Source organism: Microbacterium sp. NPDC076768 (assembly GCF_040687205.1).
Taxonomy (GTDB): Bacteria; Actinomycetota; Actinomycetes; order Actinomycetales; family Microbacteriaceae; genus Microbacterium.
Window position 1 is genome coordinate 1 of sequence record NZ_JBFBMU010000003.1, and the last position, 21148, is coordinate 21148.

Genomic DNA, 21148 nt, shown 5'->3' on the forward strand with positions numbered 1-21148 from the left:
CCCCGCCGTGTCTGCGCAGACACGGCGGGGTTTCGACGCTAAAGCGGGGTCTCAGCGGAGGGGGTTAGGGGGGGGGGGGTAGGGGGTTAGGGGGTGAAGAGGCGCTGCAGGCGCTGGACGCCTTCGAGGAGAGCGTCGTCGCCCAGGGCGTATGACATGCGGATGTAGCCGGAGGGGCCGAAGGCTTCGCCGGGGACGACGGCGACCTCGGCCTGGTCGAGGATGAGGTCGGCGAGCTCCAGAGACGTCGTCGGCGTCACGCCACCCCAGGTGCGACCGAGCAGACCCTGCACATCGGGGTAAACATAGAACGCGCCCAGCGGGTTCGGCACCACGAGACCATCGATCTTCGACAGCTCAGAAACAATGAGCTTGCGCCGGCGATCGAACGCATCGCGGAACTGCTCTGCCTCTGTCTGCGGACCGTTCAGCGCGGCAATCGCTGCCTTCTGGGCGACGTTATTGACGTTGCTCGACAGGTGAGACTGGAGGTTGCCCGCGATTTTGATGGCGTCGGACGGGCCGACCATCCAGCCCACACGCCAACCCGTCATCGCATACGTTTTTGCGACACCGTTCACCAGAATCGTCTGACCGGCAACTTCAGGAACGGCCTCGACGATCGACGTTGCCTTGACGCCCTCGTAGGTGAGGTTCTGGTAGATCTCGTCACTGATGATCCAGATGCCGTGCTCGAGAGCCCATTCGCCAATCGCCTTCGTCTCTTCGGCCGTGTAGACCGAACCCGTGGGGTTCGATGGGGAGACGAACACCAGCGCTGTCGTGCGTGCAGTGCGCGCAGCTTCGAGCTGGGCGACCGTGACCTTGTATTCCTGGTCGGCCCCGGCGAACACCTCGACGGGGGTGCCGTCGGCGAGACGAATGGCCTCAGGGTAGGTGGTCCAGTACGGCGCAGGCAGGAGTACTTCATCGCCGGGGTTCACCACAGCTTGGAACGCCTGGTACACCGACTGCTTGCCACCGTTGGTCACAATCACCTGGCTGGGGGAGACCTCCAGACCAGAGTCCCTCAGCGTCTTCGCGGCAATAGCCTCCCGCAGCGCTGGTAGCCCTGGAGCTGGCGTGTAGCGGTAGCTCGCCGGGTCGGCTAGTGCCTCGGCCGCGGCATCGACGATGAACTGCGGCGTCGCGAAGTCGGGCTCACCGGCGGCATAAGAGATGATGCTCTTGCCTTCGGCCTTGAGAGCCTTGGCTTTCGCATCAACCTTGAGAGTCGCAGACTCGGCGATGGCGGACAGCTTGCGAGAGAGAGGAGCGCGTTCGGTCACGACTACGAGCGTACTCGGATCACCCGGCGTCGTGCCCGGCGAAGTGTCATCAAAAACCTGAGATCTTTCTGCTGCACCGGATCGCTCAATTCGTTGTGAAGCCGTGCGCCTGCGCGACAGCATCGAGCGTGATCCGGCCGCCTTCGACGTTGAGGCCCTTTGCGAGCGCTGCGTCGTCTGCGGCGGCGCGCGTCCATCCCTTTGCCGCAATCGCCGAAACGTAGGGAAGTGTTGCATTGGTGAGGGCACGCGTCGCTGTCTCCGGAACAGCACCTGGCATGTTCGCGACGCAATAGTAAACGGAGTTGTGCACCTCAAAAGTGGGGTCGTCGTGGGTTGTCGGGTGCGAACCTTCGAAGCATCCGCCCTGATCGATCGCGATGTCTACGAGTACCGATCCCTGCTTCATCGTGGCGACCATCTCATCCGTGACGAGCTTGGGAGCGGCGGCGCCGGGGATCAGCACAGATCCGACAACCAGGTCGGCGGTCGCAAGCTCTTCCGCGATGTCATAGCGGCTGGAGGCGCGAGTTTCCAACGCTCCGCCATACCGATGTTCGAGTTCGCGCAGTCGCGGCAGAGCCACGTCGACCACCGTGACCTTTGATCCGAGCCCCAGAGCGTTGGCTGCCGCATGCTCGCCAGCGACCCCGCCGCCGATCACGACGGTCTTGGCGCGAGGGGTGCCTGCAATACCGCCGAGAAGCATGCCGCGCCCACCTTGCGAACGCAGCAAAGAGTGCGCGCCCATGACCACAGACAGGCGTCCCGCAATCTCGCTCATTGGCACAAGGAGCGGAAGCGAGCGGTCGGGGAGTTGCACTGTCTCGTAGGCAACCGCTGTGGTTCCTGCCTCTACGAGGGCGCTCGTCAGGGCGCGATCAGCTGCCAGGTGCAGATACGTGAAAAGGGTGAGATCAGAGCGGAGGAATCCGTACTCCTGGGCGATGGGCTCTTTGACCTTGATCAGGAGGTCGGCTTCGCCCCAGGCCTCAGCGGCGGTGGCGACGATCTCCGCTCCGACGGCGCGGTACGCGTCATCGTCGATGCGTGAGCCGAGACCAGCGCCGGCCTGCACGAGCACGCGGTGTCCTTCGCGAGTGAGGCGATCAGCACCCGCAGGGGTGAGAGCGACGCGGTTTTCGTTGTTTTTGACCTCGGTGGGTACGCCGATCTTCATCGATCCTCCTGATTACGTGCGTGGATGGCACCTAGAATCGCAGAAACACCGATAGAACGACAGAACCTCTGAAGATGATTCGCGTTAGCTCGAAATCCTGAATAATGCTTCGTATGCAGACGACTTCTGGAGCCTCCGTGCCGAACACTGTTCGGACTCCCGCCCTCGACGATGTTGACGCGAAGATTGTGCGCCTTCTCACCGAAGATGGGCGGATGACCAATGCGGAGCTCGCCGGGCGTCTCGGGGTGGCCCCCTCGACGGCTCATGCCCGGCTTCGCGCGCTCGTCGATCGTGGCGTGATTACCGGCTTCCACGCCAGCGTCGACGAGCGGATGCTGGGAGCAGGACTCCAGGCGATCATCGGAGTAACTCTGCGCCCGAGTGGTCGGCGCGAAAGCATTGTCGAGTTTGCCGAGCGGGTGCGTGTGCTGCCGCCGGTCATCCAGGTGTTTTTTCTGGGAGGTGACGATGACTTCTTGCTGCACATCGCCGTCGCCGACTCATCAGAGATGCGGGAGTTCGTGCTGGAACATCTTTCTGCCCAGAGCAGTGTCGCATCGACCCGCACAAGCATCGTCTTCGACTACCACCGCAACTCGGTAGCTGCCTCTTTCCACTGAGCGAGCTGAATGCAGAGAGCCCCCGAGGTGCGGCTTGATGACAAGCGGTGTTGCCGCACCTCGGGGGCTCTCTTTTCCTGATCAGTCTTCGTCGATGAAGAACCGGTTGTAGGCCCCCAGTGTGAGGAAAGCAGGGAACTCTTCCTGCAGTGCCACCTCGCGGAAGATCTCCGCCGCATCATCGAAACGGTCGCCAGCCCGGCGAGTTGCCTGCGCCAGCACCTGCGTGATCAGGTGTTCGATGTACTCCGCGGTGATCGGGGTGCCGTCTTGGGTCGTGCGATCCTGATGAATCCACTGCCACACCTGCGACCGGCTGATCTCCGCAGTGGCAGCGTCTTCCATCAGATCATCGATCGCCACGGCGCCGAGCCCACGAAGCCAGGCTTCGAGGTAGCGAATAGCGACAGACACATTGTCGCGCACGCCCTGGGCCGTGATCGGTCGTCCGATGTGCAGGTCGAGCAGGTCCCGCGCCTCCACATGCACATCATCGCGCTGACGATCAACCTGGTTCGGTCGATCACCGAGCACCGCATCGAACTCTGCCTGTGCGGTGGGGATCAGATCGGGGTGCGCGACCCAGGTGCCGTCGAAACCGTCGCCCGCTTCACGCTTCTTGTCTGCTGTGACCTTTTCGATCGCACGGGCGGTCACCTCGGGGTCGCGGCGATTGGGGATGAATGCACTCATACCGCCAATCGCAAAGGCACCCCGCTTGTGGCACGTCTGCACGAGCAGATCGGTGTAGGCCCGCATGAACGGCACGGTCATGGTGACCTCGCTGCGATCGGGGAGCACGAAGCGTGCGCCGCGTCCTCGGTAGTTCTTGATGATCGAGAAGATGTAGTCCCAACGCCCGGCGTTCAAGCCAGCGCAGTGGTCGCGCAGTTCGTAAAGAATCTCGTCCATCTCGAATGCGGCAGGCAGCGTTTCGATCAACACCGTCGCCCGGATGGTGCCGTGCGGGATGCCGATGTACTCCTCGCTGAAGGTGAACACGTCATCCCACAACTTCGCCTCATCGCTGGATTCGAGCTTGGCGATGTAGAAGTAAGGTCCTCGTCCGCCGTCGATCAGCGCCTGCGCGTTGTGCAAGAAGTAGAGGCCGAAATCGACAAGTGAACCGGAGGCAGCGGTGCGACGGCCTGCGCGATCGGTGAACGCCACATGCTTCTCTGGCAGGTGCCACCCGCGCGGTCGCATCACGATGGTGGGCGTGCGTTCGGCGGTGACACGGTACTCCTTTCCTTCGGGGGAGGTGAAGGAGAGCGTGCCGGAAATGGCATCGCGAAGCGACATTTGCCCTTCGATGACGTTCTTCCAGGTGGGGCTGGTGGCATCCTCCTGGTCGGCCAACCAGACCTTCGCGCCGGAGTTGAGCGCATTGATCGTCATCTTCGGATCTGTGGGGCCCGTGATTTCGACGCGGCGATCTTCGAGTCCTGGGCCTGCGCCCGCTACCCGCCAGTGCGGATCTTCGCGGATGTATGCGGTGTCTTCGCGGAACCGAGGGTCATGTCCGTTGCCGATCTCGAACCGGCGGCGCATGCGGTCTGCGAGCCTGTCGTGACGCCGGGAGGCGAATCGGTGGTGCAGCTCGGTCAGAAACGCGATCGCGGCCGGCGTGAGGATTTCTTCGTAGCCTTCGCGCAGTGGTCCGGTGATGTCGATCGACGGGCCCTGCTGGCTCGTCTGGATCGGAGCCGTGGTCGGGGGAGCGGTGGGAGTGGTCATGATCAAGTCCTTTACGTGGTGTGCTTCGACGGGCTCAGCAACCCGGGGTCGCTTGTCGAAGGTGGCGTGGTGTGCTTCGACGGGCTCAGCAACCCAGATGTGGGTCCCTGAGCCTGTCGAAGGGGTGTGGGTCCCTGAGCCTGTCGAAGGGTCAGTGGAACTGTGCGGTTTCGGTGGAGCCGGCGAGGGCGAGCGTCGCGCTGTCGGGGTTGAGTGCGGTGGAGATAACGTCGAAGTAGCCGGTACCTGCTTCGCGCTGGTGCTTGGTGGCGGTGTAGCCGTCTGCTTCAGCGGCGAATTCTGCTTCCTGCAGCTCGACGTAGGCGCTCATGGCGCGGTCGGCGTATCCGCGGGCGAGGTCGAACATCGAGTAGTTCAGGGCGTGGAATCCTGCCAGCGTGATGAACTGGAACTTGTAGCCCAGGTCGGCAAGCTCCTGCTGGAAGGTCGCGATCTCGGCATCTGAGAGGTGACGCTTCCAGTTGAAGCTCGGCGAGCAGTTGTAGGCCAGGAGCTTGCCCGGGAATTCCGCGTGCACAGCCGCCGCAAACGCACGCGCAAGCTCGATGTCTGGCTCTCCTGTCTCGACCCACAGCAGATCGGCGTATGGAGCAAACGCCAGACCACGGCTGATGACCGAGTCGATGCCAGGGCGGATCCGGTAGAACCCTTCTGGGGTGCGCTCGCCGGTGGTGAACTGCTGGTCGCGCTCATCGACGTCGCTGGTGAGCAGGTCGGCGGCGAGGGCATCGGTGCGGGCGATGATGACGGTCGGCACTCCGGCGACGTCCGCCGCAAGACGGGCGGCGTTCAGCGTGCGGATGTGTTGCTGCGTTGGAACCAGCACCTTGCCGCCGAGGTGGCCGCACTTCTTCTCGCTGGCAAGTTGGTCTTCCCAGTGGATGCCGGCGGCGCCGGACTGAATCAGCGACTGCGCGAGCTCGTAGGCGTTCAGCGGACCACCGAAACCCGCCTCAGCGTCAGCCACGATGGGCGCAAGCCAGTCCTGCGTGATCTCGCCTGTGCCAGCGCTTGCTTCGGCGTGCTCGAGCTGGTCCTGACGGATCAGGGCGTTGTTGATACGGCGCACGACCGCGGGAACAGAGTTGGCAGGGTAGAGCGACTGGTCGGGGTACGTCTGTCCCGCGAGGTTGCCATCGGCGGCGACCTGCCATCCAGAGAGGTAGATGGCCTTGAGGCCCGCCCGCACCTGCTGTACAGCCTGTCCTCCGGTGTAGGCACCCAGTGCTCGCACATAGTCTTCGGTGTGCAGCAGGTTCCAGAGGTTCTCGGCCCCGCGGTGGGCGAGCGTTGATTCTTCGCGCACAGAGCCACGAATGCGGATGACGTCTGCGGCAGAGTAGGTGCGTTCGACACCGTCCCAACGAGGGTCGGTGTCCCAGATCTCCTGAAGCTCCGCTGCTGTCTGCACTTGGTCGCCCGCACGCAGTCCGGCGGGTCGGGGAGTGGGGGTGTGTGCGGTGTTCGTCATGGTGTCTCCTCGGTGAGTCCTGAATCCGGTTGGCTTGTTCCCACTTTGTGTGAATATCGACGCACTTGAACACCAAACCCGAGGAGAAGATCACCAAAAATTCTGTTTCTGTGACAGAATCGCGGCCATGACCCCTCCGATCAATCCAGGGACCGATCTCTCCGATGCAGAGGAGTCCGATGCTTTGACAATCGGCCGTCGCATCCGGCAGCTCCGCACGGCGAAGGGGATGACGCTCGATGACCTGGCGTCGGCCGTTGATAGGGCGCCCAGCCAGATGTCGATGGTGGAGACGGGAAAGCGCGAGCCGAAGCTCACCCAACTGCAAGCGATCGCGCGCGCTCTCGGGGTCACCATCGATGCGCTGCTCGAGGGGGAGCCGCTGGATGAGCGCAGTGCGGCGGAGATTGCATTGGAACGCGCGATGAAGGGGCAGACCTTTCGCACCCTGGGTATTGAACCGTTCCGAATCGCCAAAAGCGTGCCAACGGATGCGTTGAAGGCGATGCTCGCTTTACACGGTGAGATCGACAGGCTCAGAGACGAGCGTGCGGCCACGCCAGAAGAAGCGCGACGGGCGAACGTCGAGCTGCGGCACCTCATGCGGCGGCAGGATAACCATTTTGCGGACCTGGAAGCGAAGGCTGCAGAGATTTTGGCGGCGGTGGGTCATCCTGGCGGGCCGCTGACGCAGCGCACCGCCTCGGAGATCGCCGCGTATCTCGGTTTCACACTGCATTACGCCTCTGATCTTCCGCCGACGACCCGCAGTGTCGCCGACCTTGCAAACGGTCGGCTCTATTTGTCGAGCAGTGTGCCGGCGAAAGGAGATGCACGCACCGCAGTGTTGCAGGCGTTGTCGAGTCGCATTCTTGGGCACTCTGAGCCGAAGAGCTACGCCGAGTTTCTGCGGCAACGCGTGGAGACGAACTACTTCACAGGAGCGCTCCTCATTCCGGAGGCGCACGTGGTTCCTGCGCTGCGAGATGCGAAACAGCGGCGCGCGATCTCGATTGAGGATCTACGCGACACGTACTCGGTTTCATACGAAACGGCGGCACATCGGTTCACCAATCTCGCCACTCGACACCTCGACATCCCCGTGCACTTTCTCAAGGTGCATGAGTCCGGCACGATCACGAAGGCGTACGAGAACGACGATGTGAATTTTCCCACCGACAGGTTGGGGGCGATTGAGGGTCAGATGTGCTGTCGCAAATGGACCTCACGCGTGGTGTTCGATGAGGATGACCGGTTCAATCCGTATTACCAATACACCGACACAGGCAACGGCACGTTCTGGTGCACCGCGCGGGTCGAAGCCTCGAGTGAGGGCTTGCACTCTGTGAGCGTCGGTGTGCGGTTCGACGATACGAAGTGGTTTGTCGGCCGCGATACCACTCACCGTGGCGTTTCCAAGCACTCGGTCGAAGCCTGCTGCCGGCGCGCTCCCGCTGACCTCGAAGAGCGCTGGCGAGATAATTCTTGGCCGAATGTGAAGACTCCGCGCACGCTCCTCGCCACGCTCCCGACCGGCGCATTCCCGGGCGTAGATACGACCGACATGTACGAGTTCCTCGAGGCTCACGCCCCCCGCTAACCCCCCCCCCACTCACTACCTGAATGCTCCCGTCGCACTTCCTGAATGCTCCCGTCGCACTTTCTGTCGCCCACACACCTGTGTTAGCGACAGAAAGTGCGACGGGAGGGATCAATGGGGGGCGTGGTATTCGTCTTCGTCGCGCTTCCAGTAGCCCTTGACGACGGCGTGGTCGGTGTCGACGCTCCAGCGGGTGAGCAACGCACGGCCAGGCTTGACGATCGACTGCTCCGCTGCGATGAACACGAATGGATCTGGTCCGACGGCGTCGTCCGCCGTGAGGGTTTCGAGGAAAGTTACCAGGGCGGATCCGGCGAGGTTGTCGCCCCTGTGCACCCATTCGATCGCTACCGGAGCATCGATCTGAATCTCGTCTTCGCTGCTTGCCACCTCCACCACGATGCGTGCCGGTGTGCCTTCTGGAATGAGCGCAGCGAAGCGGCGGATGGCCGGGATGGCTGTCTCGTCGCCCACCAGCATCCAGGCGCCAGGGTCGCCCACGATGACCGCCGAGCCGCGAGGGCCGCCAGCGCCGACCGTGGATCCGACGGGGGCCGTTGCTGCCCATGGCGCGGCAATACCCTGGTCTCCGTGCACGGCGAACTCGACATCGAGCCAGCCTTCACCCCAGGCCAGCGGCGTGTACTCGCGGCTGGGTGACGCGCGCAGTTCTTCGACGGAATTCGTGGGGCCGCTGGGGAAGAACAGGCGCATGTGGTCATCGGAACCAAGGGAGCCGAAGCCTTCAAGTTCCGAGCCGGTGAGCCGCACCCGCACGAAGTGGGGTGCCAGCCATTCGCGCGCAGCGAGGGTGAGATTGCGGAAGCGAAGCTCGAGGCCTCGACGCTCGATCGAGAAACCGGATTTCGTATTGCTCATAAAGTAAGGCTAACCTAATGGAGGTGAGCAAAGGTCACCCTAACCTCACCATCACCTGCGCCCCAGTGTGCGCGACCACCCCGCAGAACAGGAGTCACTCCATGTCCGTGCCCAGAACTCTCACTGCCACGAGCGCCGCGCTCGTCGGCCTCCTCGCGCTCGCCGGTTGCAGCAGCAACACGGCTGACTCGGAGGAGACTGAACCCGCGGCCGCGTCGGTAACGATTGAGGACAACAACGGTACGCATGAAGTTGCAACGCCCCCGACCTCGGTTGTCGCTCTGGACAACCGCACCTTCCAGACGCTTTCTGACTGGGGGATCGAGCTTTCCGCCGGCGCTGTGTCACTGATGCCAGACACCGTTTCTTACGTGGATGACGACGCGATCGTCGACATCGGAAACCACAACGAGCCCGACTTGGAAGCGATCGTTGCGGTCGACCCTGACCTGATCATCAGCGGACAGCGCTTTACGCAGCACAACAGTGCGATTGCCGACCTCGTTCCCGATGCCACCATCATCGACCTCGAACCGCGTGAGGATGAGCCTTTTGATGAGGAGCTGAAGCGCCAGGTCACAGTGCTCGGCGAGATCTTCGGCAAGGAAGACGAAGCGGAGCAGCTCGTCAGCGACTTCGACGCCGCCGCAGAGCGCGCCGCTGCCGCATACGACGACTCAGACACCGTGATGGCTGTGAACACCTCTGGCGGCACGATCGGCTACCTGGCACCGACTGTCGGACGCTCGCTTGGCCCGATCTACGACATGCTCGGCCTAACGCCTGCGCTTGAGGTGGACGACGCCACTGACGACCACCAGGGTGATGAAATCTCCGTCGAGGCAATCGCTTCTTCGAACCCTGACTGGATCCTCGTGCTCGACCGCGACGCAGTTTTTGCGGCAGACACGCCCGACTATGTGCAGGCATCTGAGATCCTTGAAAGCTCCGAGGCGCTCGCTGGCGTCACCGCAGTGACCGATGAGCAGATTGTCTACATGCCGACCGACACCTACCTGAATGAGAGCATTCAGACGTACACCATCTTCCTCAACGACTTCGCTGACGCCCTCGAGGCGAGCGCGAAGAACTGAGGCAATGCGGCGGCATCCGGTGAAACGGGTGCCGCCGCATTCACATGATGGTCACCACTGATATCACTCAGCCGCCCCGCTATGCCGGGCGGCTCTTCGACGTAAAACTGCTCTTCGGCGTGCTCGTCGTCGGCGTGCTCCTCGTTATCTCGCTGTTCACCGGGGTGTACGACATTGCTGGCGCGGACGACGGTGCGCAGATGTTCCAGATCACTCGTGTCCCTCGCACCATCGCGCTCGTGCTCGCGGGGGCGTCGATGGCGATGGCTGGCCTGGTGATGCAGCTCCTCACCCAGAATCGTTTCGTGGAACCCACCACCACTGGCACCACCGAGTGGGCAGGGCTGGGGTTGCTGATGGTGATGATCCTTGTGCCGCAGCCGTCGCTTACTTTGCGTATGGCCGGCGCGGTGATCGCCGCGTTCATCGGCACGATGATCTTCTTCGCTTTTCTGCGCAGGGTCGCGCTCAAGTCGTCACTTATCGTCCCCATCGTCGGTCTGATGCTCGGCGCAGTCGTCGGTGCGCTTTCGACGTATATCGCCCTCGCCACCAACTCGCTGCAGGCAATCGGGGTCTGGTTTGCCGGGAGCTTTACCTCGGTGATGCGTGGCCAATACGAGATGCTGTGGATTGTCGCCATCATTGGCGTGGTGATTTTTCTGGTGGCAGATCGACTCACTATCGCTGGTCTCGGAGAAGAGATCGCGACGAACGTCGGCGTCAACTACAACCGAGTCATTCTGCTGGGAACCGTGCTTATCGCCGTCACGACCGGTGTCGTTACCGTGGTCGTCGGCAACCTTCCGTTCCTGGGACTGATCGTGCCCAACATCGTTTCGATGGTGCGTGGCGACGACCTGCGCAGCAACCTCCCGTGGGTGTGCCTTCTCGGCATCGCGATCGTGACGGTGTGCGACATCATCGGACGCACCATCATCATGCCGTTCGAGGTTCCGGTCTCGCTGATCCTCGGCGTCGTCGGCGCTGTGGTGTTCGTTCTTCTTCTTCTGAGGCAGCGTCGCCGTGGCTAACGTGATGACGAGTCAGATGACAGCAAGTGGCGGCGTGCGCTCCGCTGGATCTTTCACGACTCCGCGCGCTCGTCGCCGCTATTTCATCGTGCTCGGAATCTTGCTGGTGCTCTCGGTCGGCTCCGCTGTTGGCCTGCTCGTGTGGGACAACCCGATGCCGGTGGGCTCCACCGGATTTTGGCGTATCGCTCAGTTGCGAGCGACCAATGTCACCGTGATTGCGCTTGTGGCTGTCGCCCAGGCGGTCGCAACCGTGAGCTTCCAGACGATCACCAATAACCGCATCATCACCCCCTCGATCATGGGCTTCGAGTCGCTGTATCGCTTGGTGCAGACCGGAACTGTCTACCTTTTCGGAGTGGCCGGAATCGTCGCGATTCAGGGGGTAGGGCAGTTCGCTATCCAGGTAGTGATCATGGTCGGCCTCGCCGTGGCGCTCTATGGCTGGCTGCTGTCTGGGCGGTACGGCAACCTGCAGATCATGCTGCTGGTGGGGATCGTGATTGGCGGCGGGCTCGGAGCAATCGCCACCTTCATGCAACGTCTGCTCACGCCCAGCGAATTCGATGTGTTGGCTGCGCGTCTGTTCGGCAACGTGTCGAATGCTGACCCTTCCTACTTGCCGCTTGCGATACCTCTCGTCGTCGCCGCATCCGCACTGTTGTGGCTTCGCTCGCGACGACTCAACCTCATGGCGCTCGGCTCCGATTCTGCACGCTCGCTCGGAGTAGACCACCGGCGGGAGCTCTTCATCGTGCTCTTCTTGGTTGCTGTGTTGATGGCGACGTCGACGGCACTGGTCGGGCCGATGACCTTCCTGGGCTTCCTGGTCGCGACGCTCGCGTATCAGTTCGCTGACACCCACGATCACCGACTGATCTTTCCGGTAGCGGTACTCACGGCATTCACCATCCTCGGTGGTGCGTACTTCGTGATGAAAAACCTGTTTTATGCCCAGGGGATGGTGTCGATCCTGATCGAACTGGTCGGCGGCACAGTGTTCCTCATCGTTATCCTCAGAAAGGGCAGGCTGTGATCTCACTCGAAGGCGTGCGGCGGGACTACAGCAGCGATGTTGCGATCGGCCCCGTCGACCTGATCATTCCCACCGGGGGCATCACAGCCCTCATCGGACCCAACGGTGCGGGCAAGTCGACTCTGCTGACGATGATCGGTCGGTTGAGTGGCATGGATGCCGGTGCGATCGAGATCGCAGGTCTCGATGTTGCATCTACCAAGTCGAAAGACCTGGCGAAAGTGGTGTCGATTCTGCGGCAAGAGAATCACTTCGTCACCCGGCTCACCGTTCGTCAGCTAGTCGGTTTTGGCCGTTTCCCGCATTCCCAGGGGCGGCTGAATAAGGCAGACGAAGAGATCATCAGCGAGGCCATCGACTTTCTCGAACTCGGTGCGCTGGAGGGCCGCTACCTCGATGAGCTTTCTGGAGGTCAGCGTCAGCGGGCCTACGTTGCGATGGTCCTCGCCCAAGACACCGAGTTCGTGCTCCTCGACGAGCCGCTGAACAACCTCGACATGCGTCACGCCGTGCAGATGATGAAGCACCTGCGACGTGCGACGGATGAATTAGGACGCACCATCGTGATCGTGCTGCACGACATCAACTTCGCAGGCCACTACGCCGACCATATCTGTGCGTTGAAAGATGGCGAAGTGGTGGAGTTCGGAACCCCGGCCGAGATCATGACCGACGATGTGCTCACGCGAGTGTTCGACACTCAGGTGCAGGTGGTTGATGGGCCGTCTGGCCCGCTCGCTGTCTACTACTGAAACGCGTGGTGTTTAAAGCTCGACACCGTGGTCTTTGTCGTTGACGCCGGCGTTGTTGCCGCGGCGCGACTCGTAGCCGAGAAACCATCCGAGCCAAATGATGGTGGCAAGCAGTACACCCAGCCAGACGTTCTGGAAGATCAGCCCCAACACAATGCCGGCGATCAGCAGGCCAGCGGGGACGAAGATGCGCAGTGCGTTACGGGACATAGCCTCAGCTTAGACGCCGAGCTCAGCGCTCACGGTGGTCTTCCGGTGCGAGGCGCGGTCCGCGACGCGGCTCGCGCACTCCGCTGGCGAACATGAGCCGGATGACGCGCTGACGCTGCCCTGCCCATGGCGCGAGCAGCTCGAGCATTCCGCTGTCATCCGTCCGCTTCCCTGTCAAAGCGAAGCCCACTTCATGGGCAAGGTGGTAGTCGCCCACACCGACACCGTCTGGGTCGCCGAGGGCACGAATGCGGGTTTCCGCCGACGTCCACGCGCCGACACCGGGAAGGCTGGTGAGGATGCGCTCGCGGTCTGCGCCGGAACCTGCCATTCTTACGGCTTTCGCAATGCGGTCACCTCGTTCAGCAGCGCGGGCGATGGTGCGCGCCTGCGGGGGCTCCACCCCGGCGCGATGAAAGTCCCACGAGGGGATCCGGTGCCACTGCTCTGCAGGCGGCGCCGCGAACATGGGCCGCGGCGTCGGACCTGGAGCGCGCTCGCCGTAGCGGGATACCAGCCAACGCCAGGCGCCGAACGCCTGCATGCCGGTGACCTTTTGTTCGATGATTGCGCACGCCAGCGCATCGAAGACCTCACCGGAGCGGGTCAGCCGGAGTCCAGGATGGCGTCGTGCTGACTCTGCGATCAGCGGATGCTGCGCTGCGTCAAAGTCGGTGGCATCGTCGTCCCGTCCGCAGAGCACTGGCACGGTTTCGAGCGCGTGCTCTGCGCCGTCGCCCCACGCCGATGCCCGTACCTCTCCGCTGATCGAGCGAAGTGCGAGCGTCGCTGGACCGACGGGCGTTCGAACCGCTCGCCAGATCACGGAACCATCGATCACGGTTGTTGGATCAGTTCGTCCGCGGCGAAGAAAACCCACTGTCCGGTGAAGATCGAGCTCGTGTTTCGGCCGGTACACGAGCTCCCGAGGGGAGGCTGTGCTGGCGGCTGCCGCCGTGACAGAGTCCGCCGGGAAGGTCATGCGCCTACCCTACGCGCGGCCCCTGACACTCGCTGTGATGCGCCGAAGGAACCGTGCTCAGAAGCGGTCAGGGGAAGGCGTGCCGTGGCCGTAGCGGATGACGACATCGGCGTGGCGATCGAAGCGGTATCCGATTCCGCGCACGGTGCGGACGATGTCTTCGTAGCGGCCGAGCTTTGCGCGAAGGCGGCGTACGTGCACATCAATCGTGCGCTCGCCCGGCGTTTCGTCGTCGTGCGCCTGCCACAGTGCCTCGACGAGCTCGCTGCGTTCGATCGTGCGGCCTTCGCGAAGCACGAGGTACTGCAGCAGTTCGAACTCTTTGTAGGTGAAGGCGGCAGATTCTCCGTCGATCAGTACGCGCTTGCGGGAGATGTCGACGGTGACGCCGCGTTCCGTGTCTTTTACCTCTTCTTCAGCCGCGGCTTTTGCGCGGGCAATGGCCCCAGGCTCCTGCAGAGCGAGGCGAACGACGTCGAGGTCTCGGCCACCAGAACCGTGCGGTGCGAGAGCGACAGTGGCGTGCGTATCCGCACCGGGGGCAAGCTCCGCAAGTGTGCGACGCAGGGCGTCGACCAGAAGGGGGAGGCTGACGCCTGCCTCGGCGGCTTTGATCTCATCGAGTCCGACATACAGCGCGAAGCCGCGGGGCGATCGGAGAGCCGGAAGGTCTGCAGCCGGAGCATGAGCGGCCGGTGCAGTGGAAACCGGTGCGGTGGATGTGGGGCGGGCCGAGATGGCGTCGTTGGTGGCGATGGCGGCTGGACGCTCAAGAAGTGCGGTGTTCGACATGATGATGAAGTCCTCAGGACATGAGCCCGAATCGAGCGGGGCTCTGATGCGTTGCATGAATGACCGGCGGAGCCGGGAAGCGAGCAAGGGTGGATGCTCGAGACACTGATCTCGCAGATCGCGAATTACAGGTCAGGCGGGGTGGCTGTTCGTTCAGCGACACATTCGGCAACACATACCGACGCGGCCGGGCATCATCATCCCGGCAGTCCTGTTCGCCTCCTGGGCGGATACAAGGCTTGCGTTGGTGGTCATGGGGGGATTATGTCTGACCATGACGCCCTGTGTCAAAACGTCCAGGCTGTTCAGGCAGGCGTAACGTGGATCGAATGAGCATTTCGCACAGTGTCGACGGGTTCATTCTTACCGACGAAAAGGACGCATCGCGCTACACGCTCGCGCGCGACGGAAAGCTCGTGAGCGTCCTCGACTACCGAGACGACGGCCACACCATCGCGCTCACCAGAGCCTTCACAATCCCGTCATTCCGGGGCAACGGCTACGCGGGAAAAGTTGTCGAAGGTGCCGTGGCAGATATTGAAGAGCGCGGGGACCGCAAGGTCGACGCTGTGTGCTGGTACGTCGGTGAATGGTTCTCTGCACACCCTAAACACGCGGGGTTGCTGCGCACGCGCTGAATGAGTCGCTGTGTGACGCACTGTGACGAGTGTCACCCGCACAAACATGCAGTTCGCTGCGACCTTGCGGCACGCCTGAGACGGAATGTCGGTGGTGGTTCGTAGCGTGTGAGTATGCGAATCCTGCACACCTCCGACTGGCACATTGGGCGGACCTTCCACGGCAACTCGACCTTGGACGCTCTCGCCGAGGTGTTGAGCGCGCTCACCGAGCAGGTTCGGGTGAACGCGGTAGACGTCGTCGTTGTCGCTGGCGACATTTTCGACTCGGCAACACCTTCCGGCGCTGCGTACACAGTGCTGGGAGACGCGTTGGTCGCGCTGCACGAGACGGGCGCCCGTGTCATCGTCACAAGCGGCAACCACGACTCGGCTGCGCGGTTGGGGTTTCAAGCCAAGCTGCTCCGTGACGGCATTCATGTTTTGACCGACCCCCTGGCTATCGGTACTCCCGTAACGGTGACCGATGCCGACGGGCCAGTACATTTCTTCGGCATCCCCTACCTCGAGCCGGCAATCGTCCGTCAGCACTGGCCAGAGGGCGACAGCGCAGGACGACAGTTGCGCACGCAAGCCCAGACCATGGGACACGCGATGGACCTTGTCCGCGAAGGCATGCGCGCACACGAAGGCCGCTCGGTCGCCATCGCGCACTGCTTTGCGGCAGGTGTCGAAATGACCACAGGACTCGAGAGGGAGGTGCGTCAAGGGGGCCTCGATGTCGTACCCCTCAGCGTTTTCGACGGCCCTGACTATGTCGCCCTCGGCCATATTCACGGACGACAGCAGATCAGTGAGCGCGTGCGCTACGCCGGAGCTCCGCTGCACTACAGCTTTGGAGAGCAGCACAAGCCGCGTGGGTCTTGGCTCGTTGACCTCGATGCAGATGGCCTCGGTGCTGTCCAGTGGCTGGAACTGCCGGTTCCCCGGCGGTTGGTCACCCTCACCGGCTCCCTCGACGAGATCCTTTCGGCGGAGAACATCAGCGCGCATCAAGACAGTTGGGTGTGCGCGATCTATACCGACACAACACCGCAGACAGAGCCCATGAGGCGACTCCGAGAGAGCTACCCCCACTGCGCGATGGTGCAACACCAACCCGCAGTGGTGATTGAGAAAGACGAACGTTCGTATGCGCAGCGATTGCGTAGCGCCGTCACCGACGCCGACCGCATCGAGGCGTTTCTCGAGCATGTGCGCGCAGGACAGGGGGCGACCGAGGCGGAGACCGAGCTGATCCGCGCGGTGCTCGACGAGCGGGTGCGCGCTGAGGCGCTCGTCTAGATGCGTCTCCATCGCTTAGAGGTCGAAGGGTTCGGCCCTTTTCGTGCTCGCCAGACTGTCGACTTCGATGCATTTGCCGACGACGGGATCTTTCTGATCGCCGGACGCACCGGAGCCGGAAAATCGAGCATTCTCGACGCCGTCTGTTTTGGGCTTTACGGGGGAGTGCCGCGCTACGACGGCGGCGAAAAGCGGCTACGCAGCGATCACTGCGAGGCAGACGATCTCTCTGAGGTGGTCGTCGAGTTCAGCACCCCTGCCGGTCGCTTTCGGGTGACGCGCTCGCCGGAGTATCTGCGCCCGGCCAAACGCGGCGGCGGCTTGACGAAACAGGCGGCAGCGGTCGCGCTTGACGAGTTGACCGAGTCCGGCTGGATCGGGCGAGCCGCGCGTGCCGTCGACGTTGCGACAGAACTAGAAGGGATTCTGCAACTCAGCCGCGAGCAGTTCCTCCAGGTGATCTTGCTCGCGCAGAACCGATTCTCGGAGTTTCTGCTTGCGGGGAGCCGTGATCGGCAGGCACTGTTGCGGCGGCTGTTCGGTACGCAACGTTTCGAAGACGTGCAAACACGGTTTGACGAGCGACGACGGGAACGGGAACAAGCGCACGGAGTGCGACTCGCTGCCGTCGACGCACGTATCGACGAGGCAGAGCGGCTCGCACGCACAGCAGATCTCACCGGCGAATCGGGCGAAGAGTCTCCGCACGCGTCTGAAAGCGAGACGGGGCTGCCCCAACCTCGGGTCACGGTGGACGAGCGCATCGAAGCCCTCCGCCGCGCCGATGCCAGAGCCGCGTACCAGGTAGAGCGCAAGAAGGCAGAGCAGGAAGCTGCAGAGCAGCAATCGACGGAAGCGGACGCGGAGCTGGCCGCGGCACGCGAAAATGAACGTGCACAACGCGAGCGCGATCGCGCACGGTCAGCCCTCGATCGGTTGGAGGAGGAGGCTCCGCTGATTGAGGCCGCAAAAGCTGAGCTCGAAGCCGCACACTCGGCAGAGCTGTTGAGATCGCTGATCACGGCCGCTGTGCGGGCACGGACCGCTCTGACGAGCGCCGTCGAACACGAGAAATCTGTGCGCGAGAGCTGGGAGGCTTTCGGTATCGCCGTAGGTGGCGAGCTCGAGGCGTGGGCAGAGGAGCGCACGAGAGAGAGCGGAGCGTGGGAGCGAGCACGCGAGTGGGAAAAGCAGGCTCCGCACCGTGAGGCAGAGCTGCAAAAGGCCGAGGGAAGCCTCTCCCTTGTGGCGGCACGGATCGAATCGGGAGAAACAGAGCGCGACTCCCTTCCCGCAGCCATGGCGGCTCTGACAGCAGAGCGAGACGACAGTCGTCGGCTGGCCGATCGAAAGAACGATCTAGACGCAGCGCAACAGACGGCCGATGGCCGGCGCAGGGCAGCGCACGAGATCGAACGCTTGCGGGTAGCCGAAGCGTCTGCGGAGCGTCAGCTCAGCGAATCCAGTGCGGTGCACGCGGCAGCCCAATCGGCGCTGGCTCAGTTACGACAGCGCCGCATAGACGGCATGGCGGGAGAGCTCGCTTCGGCTCTGCAGCCCGACCATTCCTGCCCCGTCTGCGGTTCGCTCGAACACCCGGCGCCGGCAGCGCACTCCGACCCCGTTTCGCCGGAAGATATTGCCGAGGCTGAAAGTGCTCGGGATTCCGCCGCCCAAAACGAGCGCGACTGTGCATCGACCTGTGCCGCATTGACAGCCGAACTTGCCGCCTCGGCCGCCGTTGCTGGTCAACGCAGTGTCGACCAAGCAGAGAGCGAGTATGCCGAGGCAGTGGAGGCATACGAACAGAGTCTGGCAGCGGCGAAAAGATGTGCGGAGCTTGACCAGCAGCTGAGCGAACTCTCCGCCAGGGCCGAACGACTTGAGGCAGAGCGAGCCGCGGACGTTACGGCGCTCGCGCAGGCGAGAGAAGAGCACGCGGTGCTCTCGCAACGAAACAAAGATGCGCACGATCTGATTGCTGACGCGCGAGGCGAGTTCGACTCCGTCAGCTCTCGCCTCGCAGACAACGCCACCAAGATCGCCGCGGCACGTGCCGTGGTCGAGGCAGAAGCCGACCGCGCACGAAAAGCAGAGGTGCTTGCCGAGGCTGAAGCTGAACGTGATGCCGCACTCGCCAGTTCTCTGTTCGACGATGTCACCGCTGCGGAGCAGGCGCTTCGTTCTGCATCGGCACGCGATGCGTTGGCAGAACGAATCAAGAAGCACGGGGTGGAGTGGTCCAAAGAGCGAGAGATCTTGCTCGCTCTCGAGCTACGAATCCTCCCAGAAGATCCGATCGATCTTGCGCCGATCGAAGAGGCGGCCGCCGCGGCCAGGACGATGTGGCAGGCGGCGGTAGCGGCCGCTTCTCGCGCCGCAGCGACCGCGGATCGGCTCCGTGAGCTGATCGACTCGGCTGCCACAGAGCACGAAAAAACCGCGGAAGATGCCGCGGAACTCGAGGTGTTGCAGGGGTTGGCCGATACCATCGCGGGGCGCGGGGCCAACAGTCGCAAGATGGCACTCGAGACATTCGTGCTCGCCGCAGAACTCGAAGAAATCGTTGAGGCGGCGAACCGTCGTCTGCACGATATGTCAACGGGGCGGTATCAGCTGCAGCATTCCGACGCGCTTGCCGCACGTGGAGCGGCTTCGGGTCTGGGAATCGTCGTCTTCGATGCCTTTACCGGGCAAGCGCGACCGCCCCAATCGCTGTCGGGTGGCGAGACTTTCCTGACCTCGCTTGCCCTGGCGCTCGGCCTCGCCGAGGTGGTGACGGCGAGGGCCGGCGGCATTCGACTAGACACGCTGTTCATCGACGAAGGATTCGGCTCTCTCGACGGCGACACTCTTGACGTTGCCATGGCCACCCTGGATGAACTGCGCCAAGGGGGCAGGACAGTCGGCATTATCAGCCACGTCGAGGCGATGCAGGAGCAGATCCCGGCTCAACTGACCGTGCGGGCGCTGTCGAATGGACCGAGCGTGATCTCGGCGCGCTAGGAGCGGATTGCAGGCTCAGACGCCGTACTTGGCTCGGATGAAGTCACGGAGTTGGGCACTGCACCGAGCGAGAGCTGCGCGCCAATCCGTCAGAGCGCCCTCTTCTGCCTGGTCAGATACGGAGCGGAAGACACGAATGGGAACCCCGAACTGTTCGGCCACCCAGATGTAGGCGTAGGTCTCCATATCGACCATCGCGGCTCCGGCTGCACGAATCGCGGCGGTCACCTCTGCATCTTCGACAAAGCTGTCACCGGTAGCGATCAGAATTCCCGCGCGCCCGGTAGTCACCCGCGCTGGCAGGGAGATGTGCTGCCCTGTGACGCCATCGTGATCGACGACGTCGTGCTGGTAGGCAGTGCCTACCTCATGCACCGTCGGGGCAAGGTCGGGGTCGATCCCGCCGGCGGTCCCCACGACGACGATCTCGTCGTAGGTGTTTTCGTTCAGTGCCCTCGTCAGCGCATAGGTGGCGTTCAACTTGCCTGGCCCCGTAACGAGACGATCAAAGCCGCTGAGTTCCTCCGGGAAGGCGGAGAGTTCGGACTCGAGGGCGGCGAGGAGAAGCTTCACCTGGTCATTCTGTCACCTCGACGTAACACGGAGGGGCGATACTGATTTGAGGATCAGACCGGAGGATGAAATGTCGTTGCAACAGCAGATCTCTGAGGACCTCGGCGTTATGCCTGAGATTGACGCCACCGCTGAGGTAGAGCGCCGTGTCAGCTTTCTCGCCGACTATCTCCGTTCCACCGGCGCGAGAGGTTATGTGCTGGGGATCTCCGGCGGACAGGATTCGACCCTTGCCGGGCGCCTGGCCCAGCTCGCTGTCGAGCGAGTGCGAGCCGAAGGAGGAGACGCGCGTTTTCTTGCGGTGCGCTTGCCCTACCGAGTGCAGCACGACGCCGCAGACGCCGAGGCTGCGCTCCAATTCATCGCTCCAGACGCCTCCGTAGAGGTCAACATTCAAAACGGTGTCGATGGGGTAGAAGAAGACATCGAGTTTGCCGTGACCAGTGACATCAGCGACTTCAACCGGGGCAATATCAAGGCGCGCGTGCGCATGGTTACGCAGTACGCCCTTGCAGGGCACGACGGGATGCTGGTGATCGGCACCGACCACGCCGCCGAGGCTGTGACGGGTTTTTACACCAAGTTCGGTGACGGTGCCGCTGACATTCTTCCCCTGTCTGGCCTCAGCAAACGACAGGGGCGAGCCTTGCTGCAAAAGCTGGACGCGCCTGATCGTCTGACGTTCAAAGTGCCCACGGCTGATTTGCTCGATGGCCAGCCGGGGCGCGCTGACGAAGACGAGCTGGGACTCACCTACGAGCAAATCGATGATTTTCTCGAAGGGCACGATGTTGATCCAGAAGTCGCCGGTCGCATTGAGGCGAGGTACCTCGCAACTCAGCACAAGCGGCGCCTTCCGGTGACGCCCACCGACGGCTGGTGGCGTTGATCGTCGCCGCGCAATACTCGGCGAGCTTCATCGGTGTCTGACGTCACAGATAGTGTCG

At 62.9% G+C, this 21148-nt stretch carries 19 protein-coding genes; 10 read left to right on the forward strand and 9 right to left on the reverse strand.

Going from position 1 to position 21148, the window contains the following annotated elements; translation table 11 throughout:
- Nucleotides 1–86: 86 nt before the first annotated feature.
- Together AB0O87_RS12195 and ald are read right to left on the reverse strand one after the other, a co-directional pair.
- The gene (locus AB0O87_RS12195; protein ID WP_363516271.1) at nt 87–1289 is read right to left on the reverse strand and encodes a pyridoxal phosphate-dependent aminotransferase; all 1203 of its coding nucleotides are present in this window, start codon (nt 1287–1289) and stop codon (nt 87–89) included.
- A gap of 85 nt (nt 1290–1374) precedes the next feature.
- Nucleotides 1375–2469: an alanine dehydrogenase gene (ald, locus tag AB0O87_RS12200; RefSeq protein ID WP_363516274.1), complete on the reverse strand. Its 1095-nt coding sequence runs from the start codon at nt 2467–2469 to the stop codon at nt 1375–1377.
- 104 nt (nt 2470–2573) lie between these two features.
- Here ald and AB0O87_RS12205 point away from each other — a divergent pair, with 104 nt between their 5' ends.
- Nucleotides 2574–3092 (forward strand): Lrp/AsnC family transcriptional regulator, encoded by a 519-nt coding sequence (locus AB0O87_RS12205; RefSeq protein ID WP_363516277.1) that lies wholly within the window; start codon nt 2574–2576, stop codon nt 3090–3092.
- An 81-nt stretch (nt 3093–3173) separates the two neighbouring features.
- Here AB0O87_RS12205 and aceB read toward each other — a convergent pair whose 3' ends face one another.
- Nucleotides 3174–4829, reverse strand: a complete 1656-nt coding sequence (aceB, locus tag AB0O87_RS12210; RefSeq protein WP_363516280.1) for a malate synthase A — start codon at nt 4827–4829, stop codon at nt 3174–3176.
- A 151-nt stretch (nt 4830–4980) separates the two neighbouring features.
- Nucleotides 4981–6321 carry an isocitrate lyase gene (aceA, locus tag AB0O87_RS12215; protein ID WP_363516283.1) on the reverse strand — a complete coding sequence of 447 codons (1341 nt, stop codon included), beginning with the start codon at nt 6319–6321 and terminating at the stop codon, nt 4981–4983.
- Between the two features lie 127 nt (nt 6322–6448).
- Between aceA and AB0O87_RS12220 the strand changes: the two genes are divergently transcribed.
- A complete protein-coding gene (locus tag AB0O87_RS12220) occupies nt 6449–7921 on the forward strand; it encodes a helix-turn-helix domain-containing protein (protein ID WP_363516286.1) in 1473 nt (490 codons plus the stop codon).
- A 111-nt stretch (nt 7922–8032) separates the two neighbouring features.
- Here the strand turns inward: AB0O87_RS12220 and AB0O87_RS12225 are convergent, their stop codons facing one another.
- The gene (locus AB0O87_RS12225; protein WP_363516289.1) at nt 8033–8800 is read right to left on the reverse strand and encodes a siderophore-interacting protein; all 768 of its coding nucleotides are present in this window, start codon (nt 8798–8800) and stop codon (nt 8033–8035) included.
- A 101-nt stretch (nt 8801–8901) separates the two neighbouring features.
- On the opposite strand from AB0O87_RS12225, the gene AB0O87_RS12230 reads away from it, so the two are divergent.
- Genes AB0O87_RS12230 through AB0O87_RS12245 form a run of 4 tightly spaced genes read left to right on the forward strand, consistent with a single transcriptional unit; the run spans nt 8902 to nt 12716 of the window.
- The gene (locus AB0O87_RS12230) at nt 8902–9894 is read left to right on the forward strand and encodes an ABC transporter substrate-binding protein (protein WP_363516292.1); all 993 of its coding nucleotides are present in this window, start codon (nt 8902–8904) and stop codon (nt 9892–9894) included.
- 47 nt (nt 9895–9941) lie between these two features.
- Complete coding sequence (locus AB0O87_RS12235; protein WP_363516295.1) at nt 9942–10928, forward strand: iron chelate uptake ABC transporter family permease subunit; 987 nt, start codon at nt 9942–9944, stop codon at nt 10926–10928.
- A 4-nt stretch (nt 10929–10932) separates the two neighbouring features.
- Nucleotides 10933–11964 (forward strand): iron chelate uptake ABC transporter family permease subunit, encoded by a 1032-nt coding sequence (locus tag AB0O87_RS12240; protein WP_363516298.1) that lies wholly within the window; start codon nt 10933–10935, stop codon nt 11962–11964.
- A complete protein-coding gene (locus AB0O87_RS12245; protein ID WP_363516301.1) occupies nt 11961–12716 on the forward strand; it encodes an ATP-binding cassette domain-containing protein in 756 nt (251 codons plus the stop codon). Before AB0O87_RS12240 ends, AB0O87_RS12245 begins: the two co-directional genes overlap by 4 nt.
- A gap of 12 nt (nt 12717–12728) precedes the next feature.
- Here AB0O87_RS12245 and AB0O87_RS12250 read toward each other — a convergent pair whose 3' ends face one another.
- Genes AB0O87_RS12250 through AB0O87_RS12260 form a run of 3 tightly spaced genes read right to left on the reverse strand, consistent with a single transcriptional unit; the run spans nt 12729 to nt 14700 of the window.
- Nucleotides 12729–12926, reverse strand: a complete 198-nt coding sequence (locus tag AB0O87_RS12250) for a hypothetical protein (protein ID WP_363516304.1) — start codon at nt 12924–12926, stop codon at nt 12729–12731.
- 22 nt (nt 12927–12948) lie between these two features.
- A complete protein-coding gene (locus AB0O87_RS12255; RefSeq protein WP_363516307.1) occupies nt 12949–13908 on the reverse strand; it encodes a DNA-3-methyladenine glycosylase 2 family protein in 960 nt (319 codons plus the stop codon).
- A gap of 57 nt (nt 13909–13965) precedes the next feature.
- Nucleotides 13966–14700, reverse strand: a complete 735-nt coding sequence (locus tag AB0O87_RS12260) for a winged helix-turn-helix domain-containing protein (RefSeq protein ID WP_363517388.1) — start codon at nt 14698–14700, stop codon at nt 13966–13968.
- 329 nt (nt 14701–15029) lie between these two features.
- Between AB0O87_RS12260 and AB0O87_RS12265 the strand changes: the two genes are divergently transcribed.
- The 3 genes from AB0O87_RS12265 to AB0O87_RS12275 all read left to right on the forward strand — a co-directional run bounded on the left by AB0O87_RS12265 (nt 15030) and on the right by AB0O87_RS12275 (nt 19628).
- The gene (locus AB0O87_RS12265) at nt 15030–15338 is read left to right on the forward strand and encodes a GNAT family N-acetyltransferase (RefSeq protein WP_363516310.1); all 309 of its coding nucleotides are present in this window, start codon (nt 15030–15032) and stop codon (nt 15336–15338) included.
- Between the two features lie 114 nt (nt 15339–15452).
- Nucleotides 15453–16622, forward strand: coding sequence for an exonuclease SbcCD subunit D (locus tag AB0O87_RS12270; RefSeq protein ID WP_363516313.1), 1170 nt, complete (start codon nt 15453–15455; stop codon nt 16620–16622).
- Nucleotides 16623–19628, forward strand: coding sequence for an SMC family ATPase (locus AB0O87_RS12275; RefSeq protein WP_363516316.1), 3006 nt, complete (start codon nt 16623–16625; stop codon nt 19626–19628).
- Nucleotides 19629–19643: 15 nt separating this feature from the next.
- Here AB0O87_RS12275 and AB0O87_RS12280 read toward each other — a convergent pair whose 3' ends face one another.
- Complete coding sequence (locus tag AB0O87_RS12280; RefSeq protein WP_363516319.1) at nt 19644–20201, reverse strand: nucleoside phosphorylase; 558 nt, start codon at nt 20199–20201, stop codon at nt 19644–19646.
- Nucleotides 20202–20271: 70 nt separating this feature from the next.
- Here AB0O87_RS12280 and nadE point away from each other — a divergent pair, with 70 nt between their 5' ends.
- Nucleotides 20272–21090 (forward strand): ammonia-dependent NAD(+) synthetase, encoded by an 819-nt coding sequence (nadE, locus tag AB0O87_RS12285; protein ID WP_363516322.1) that lies wholly within the window; start codon nt 20272–20274, stop codon nt 21088–21090.
- The last annotated feature ends 58 nt before the right edge of the window (nt 21091–21148 follow it).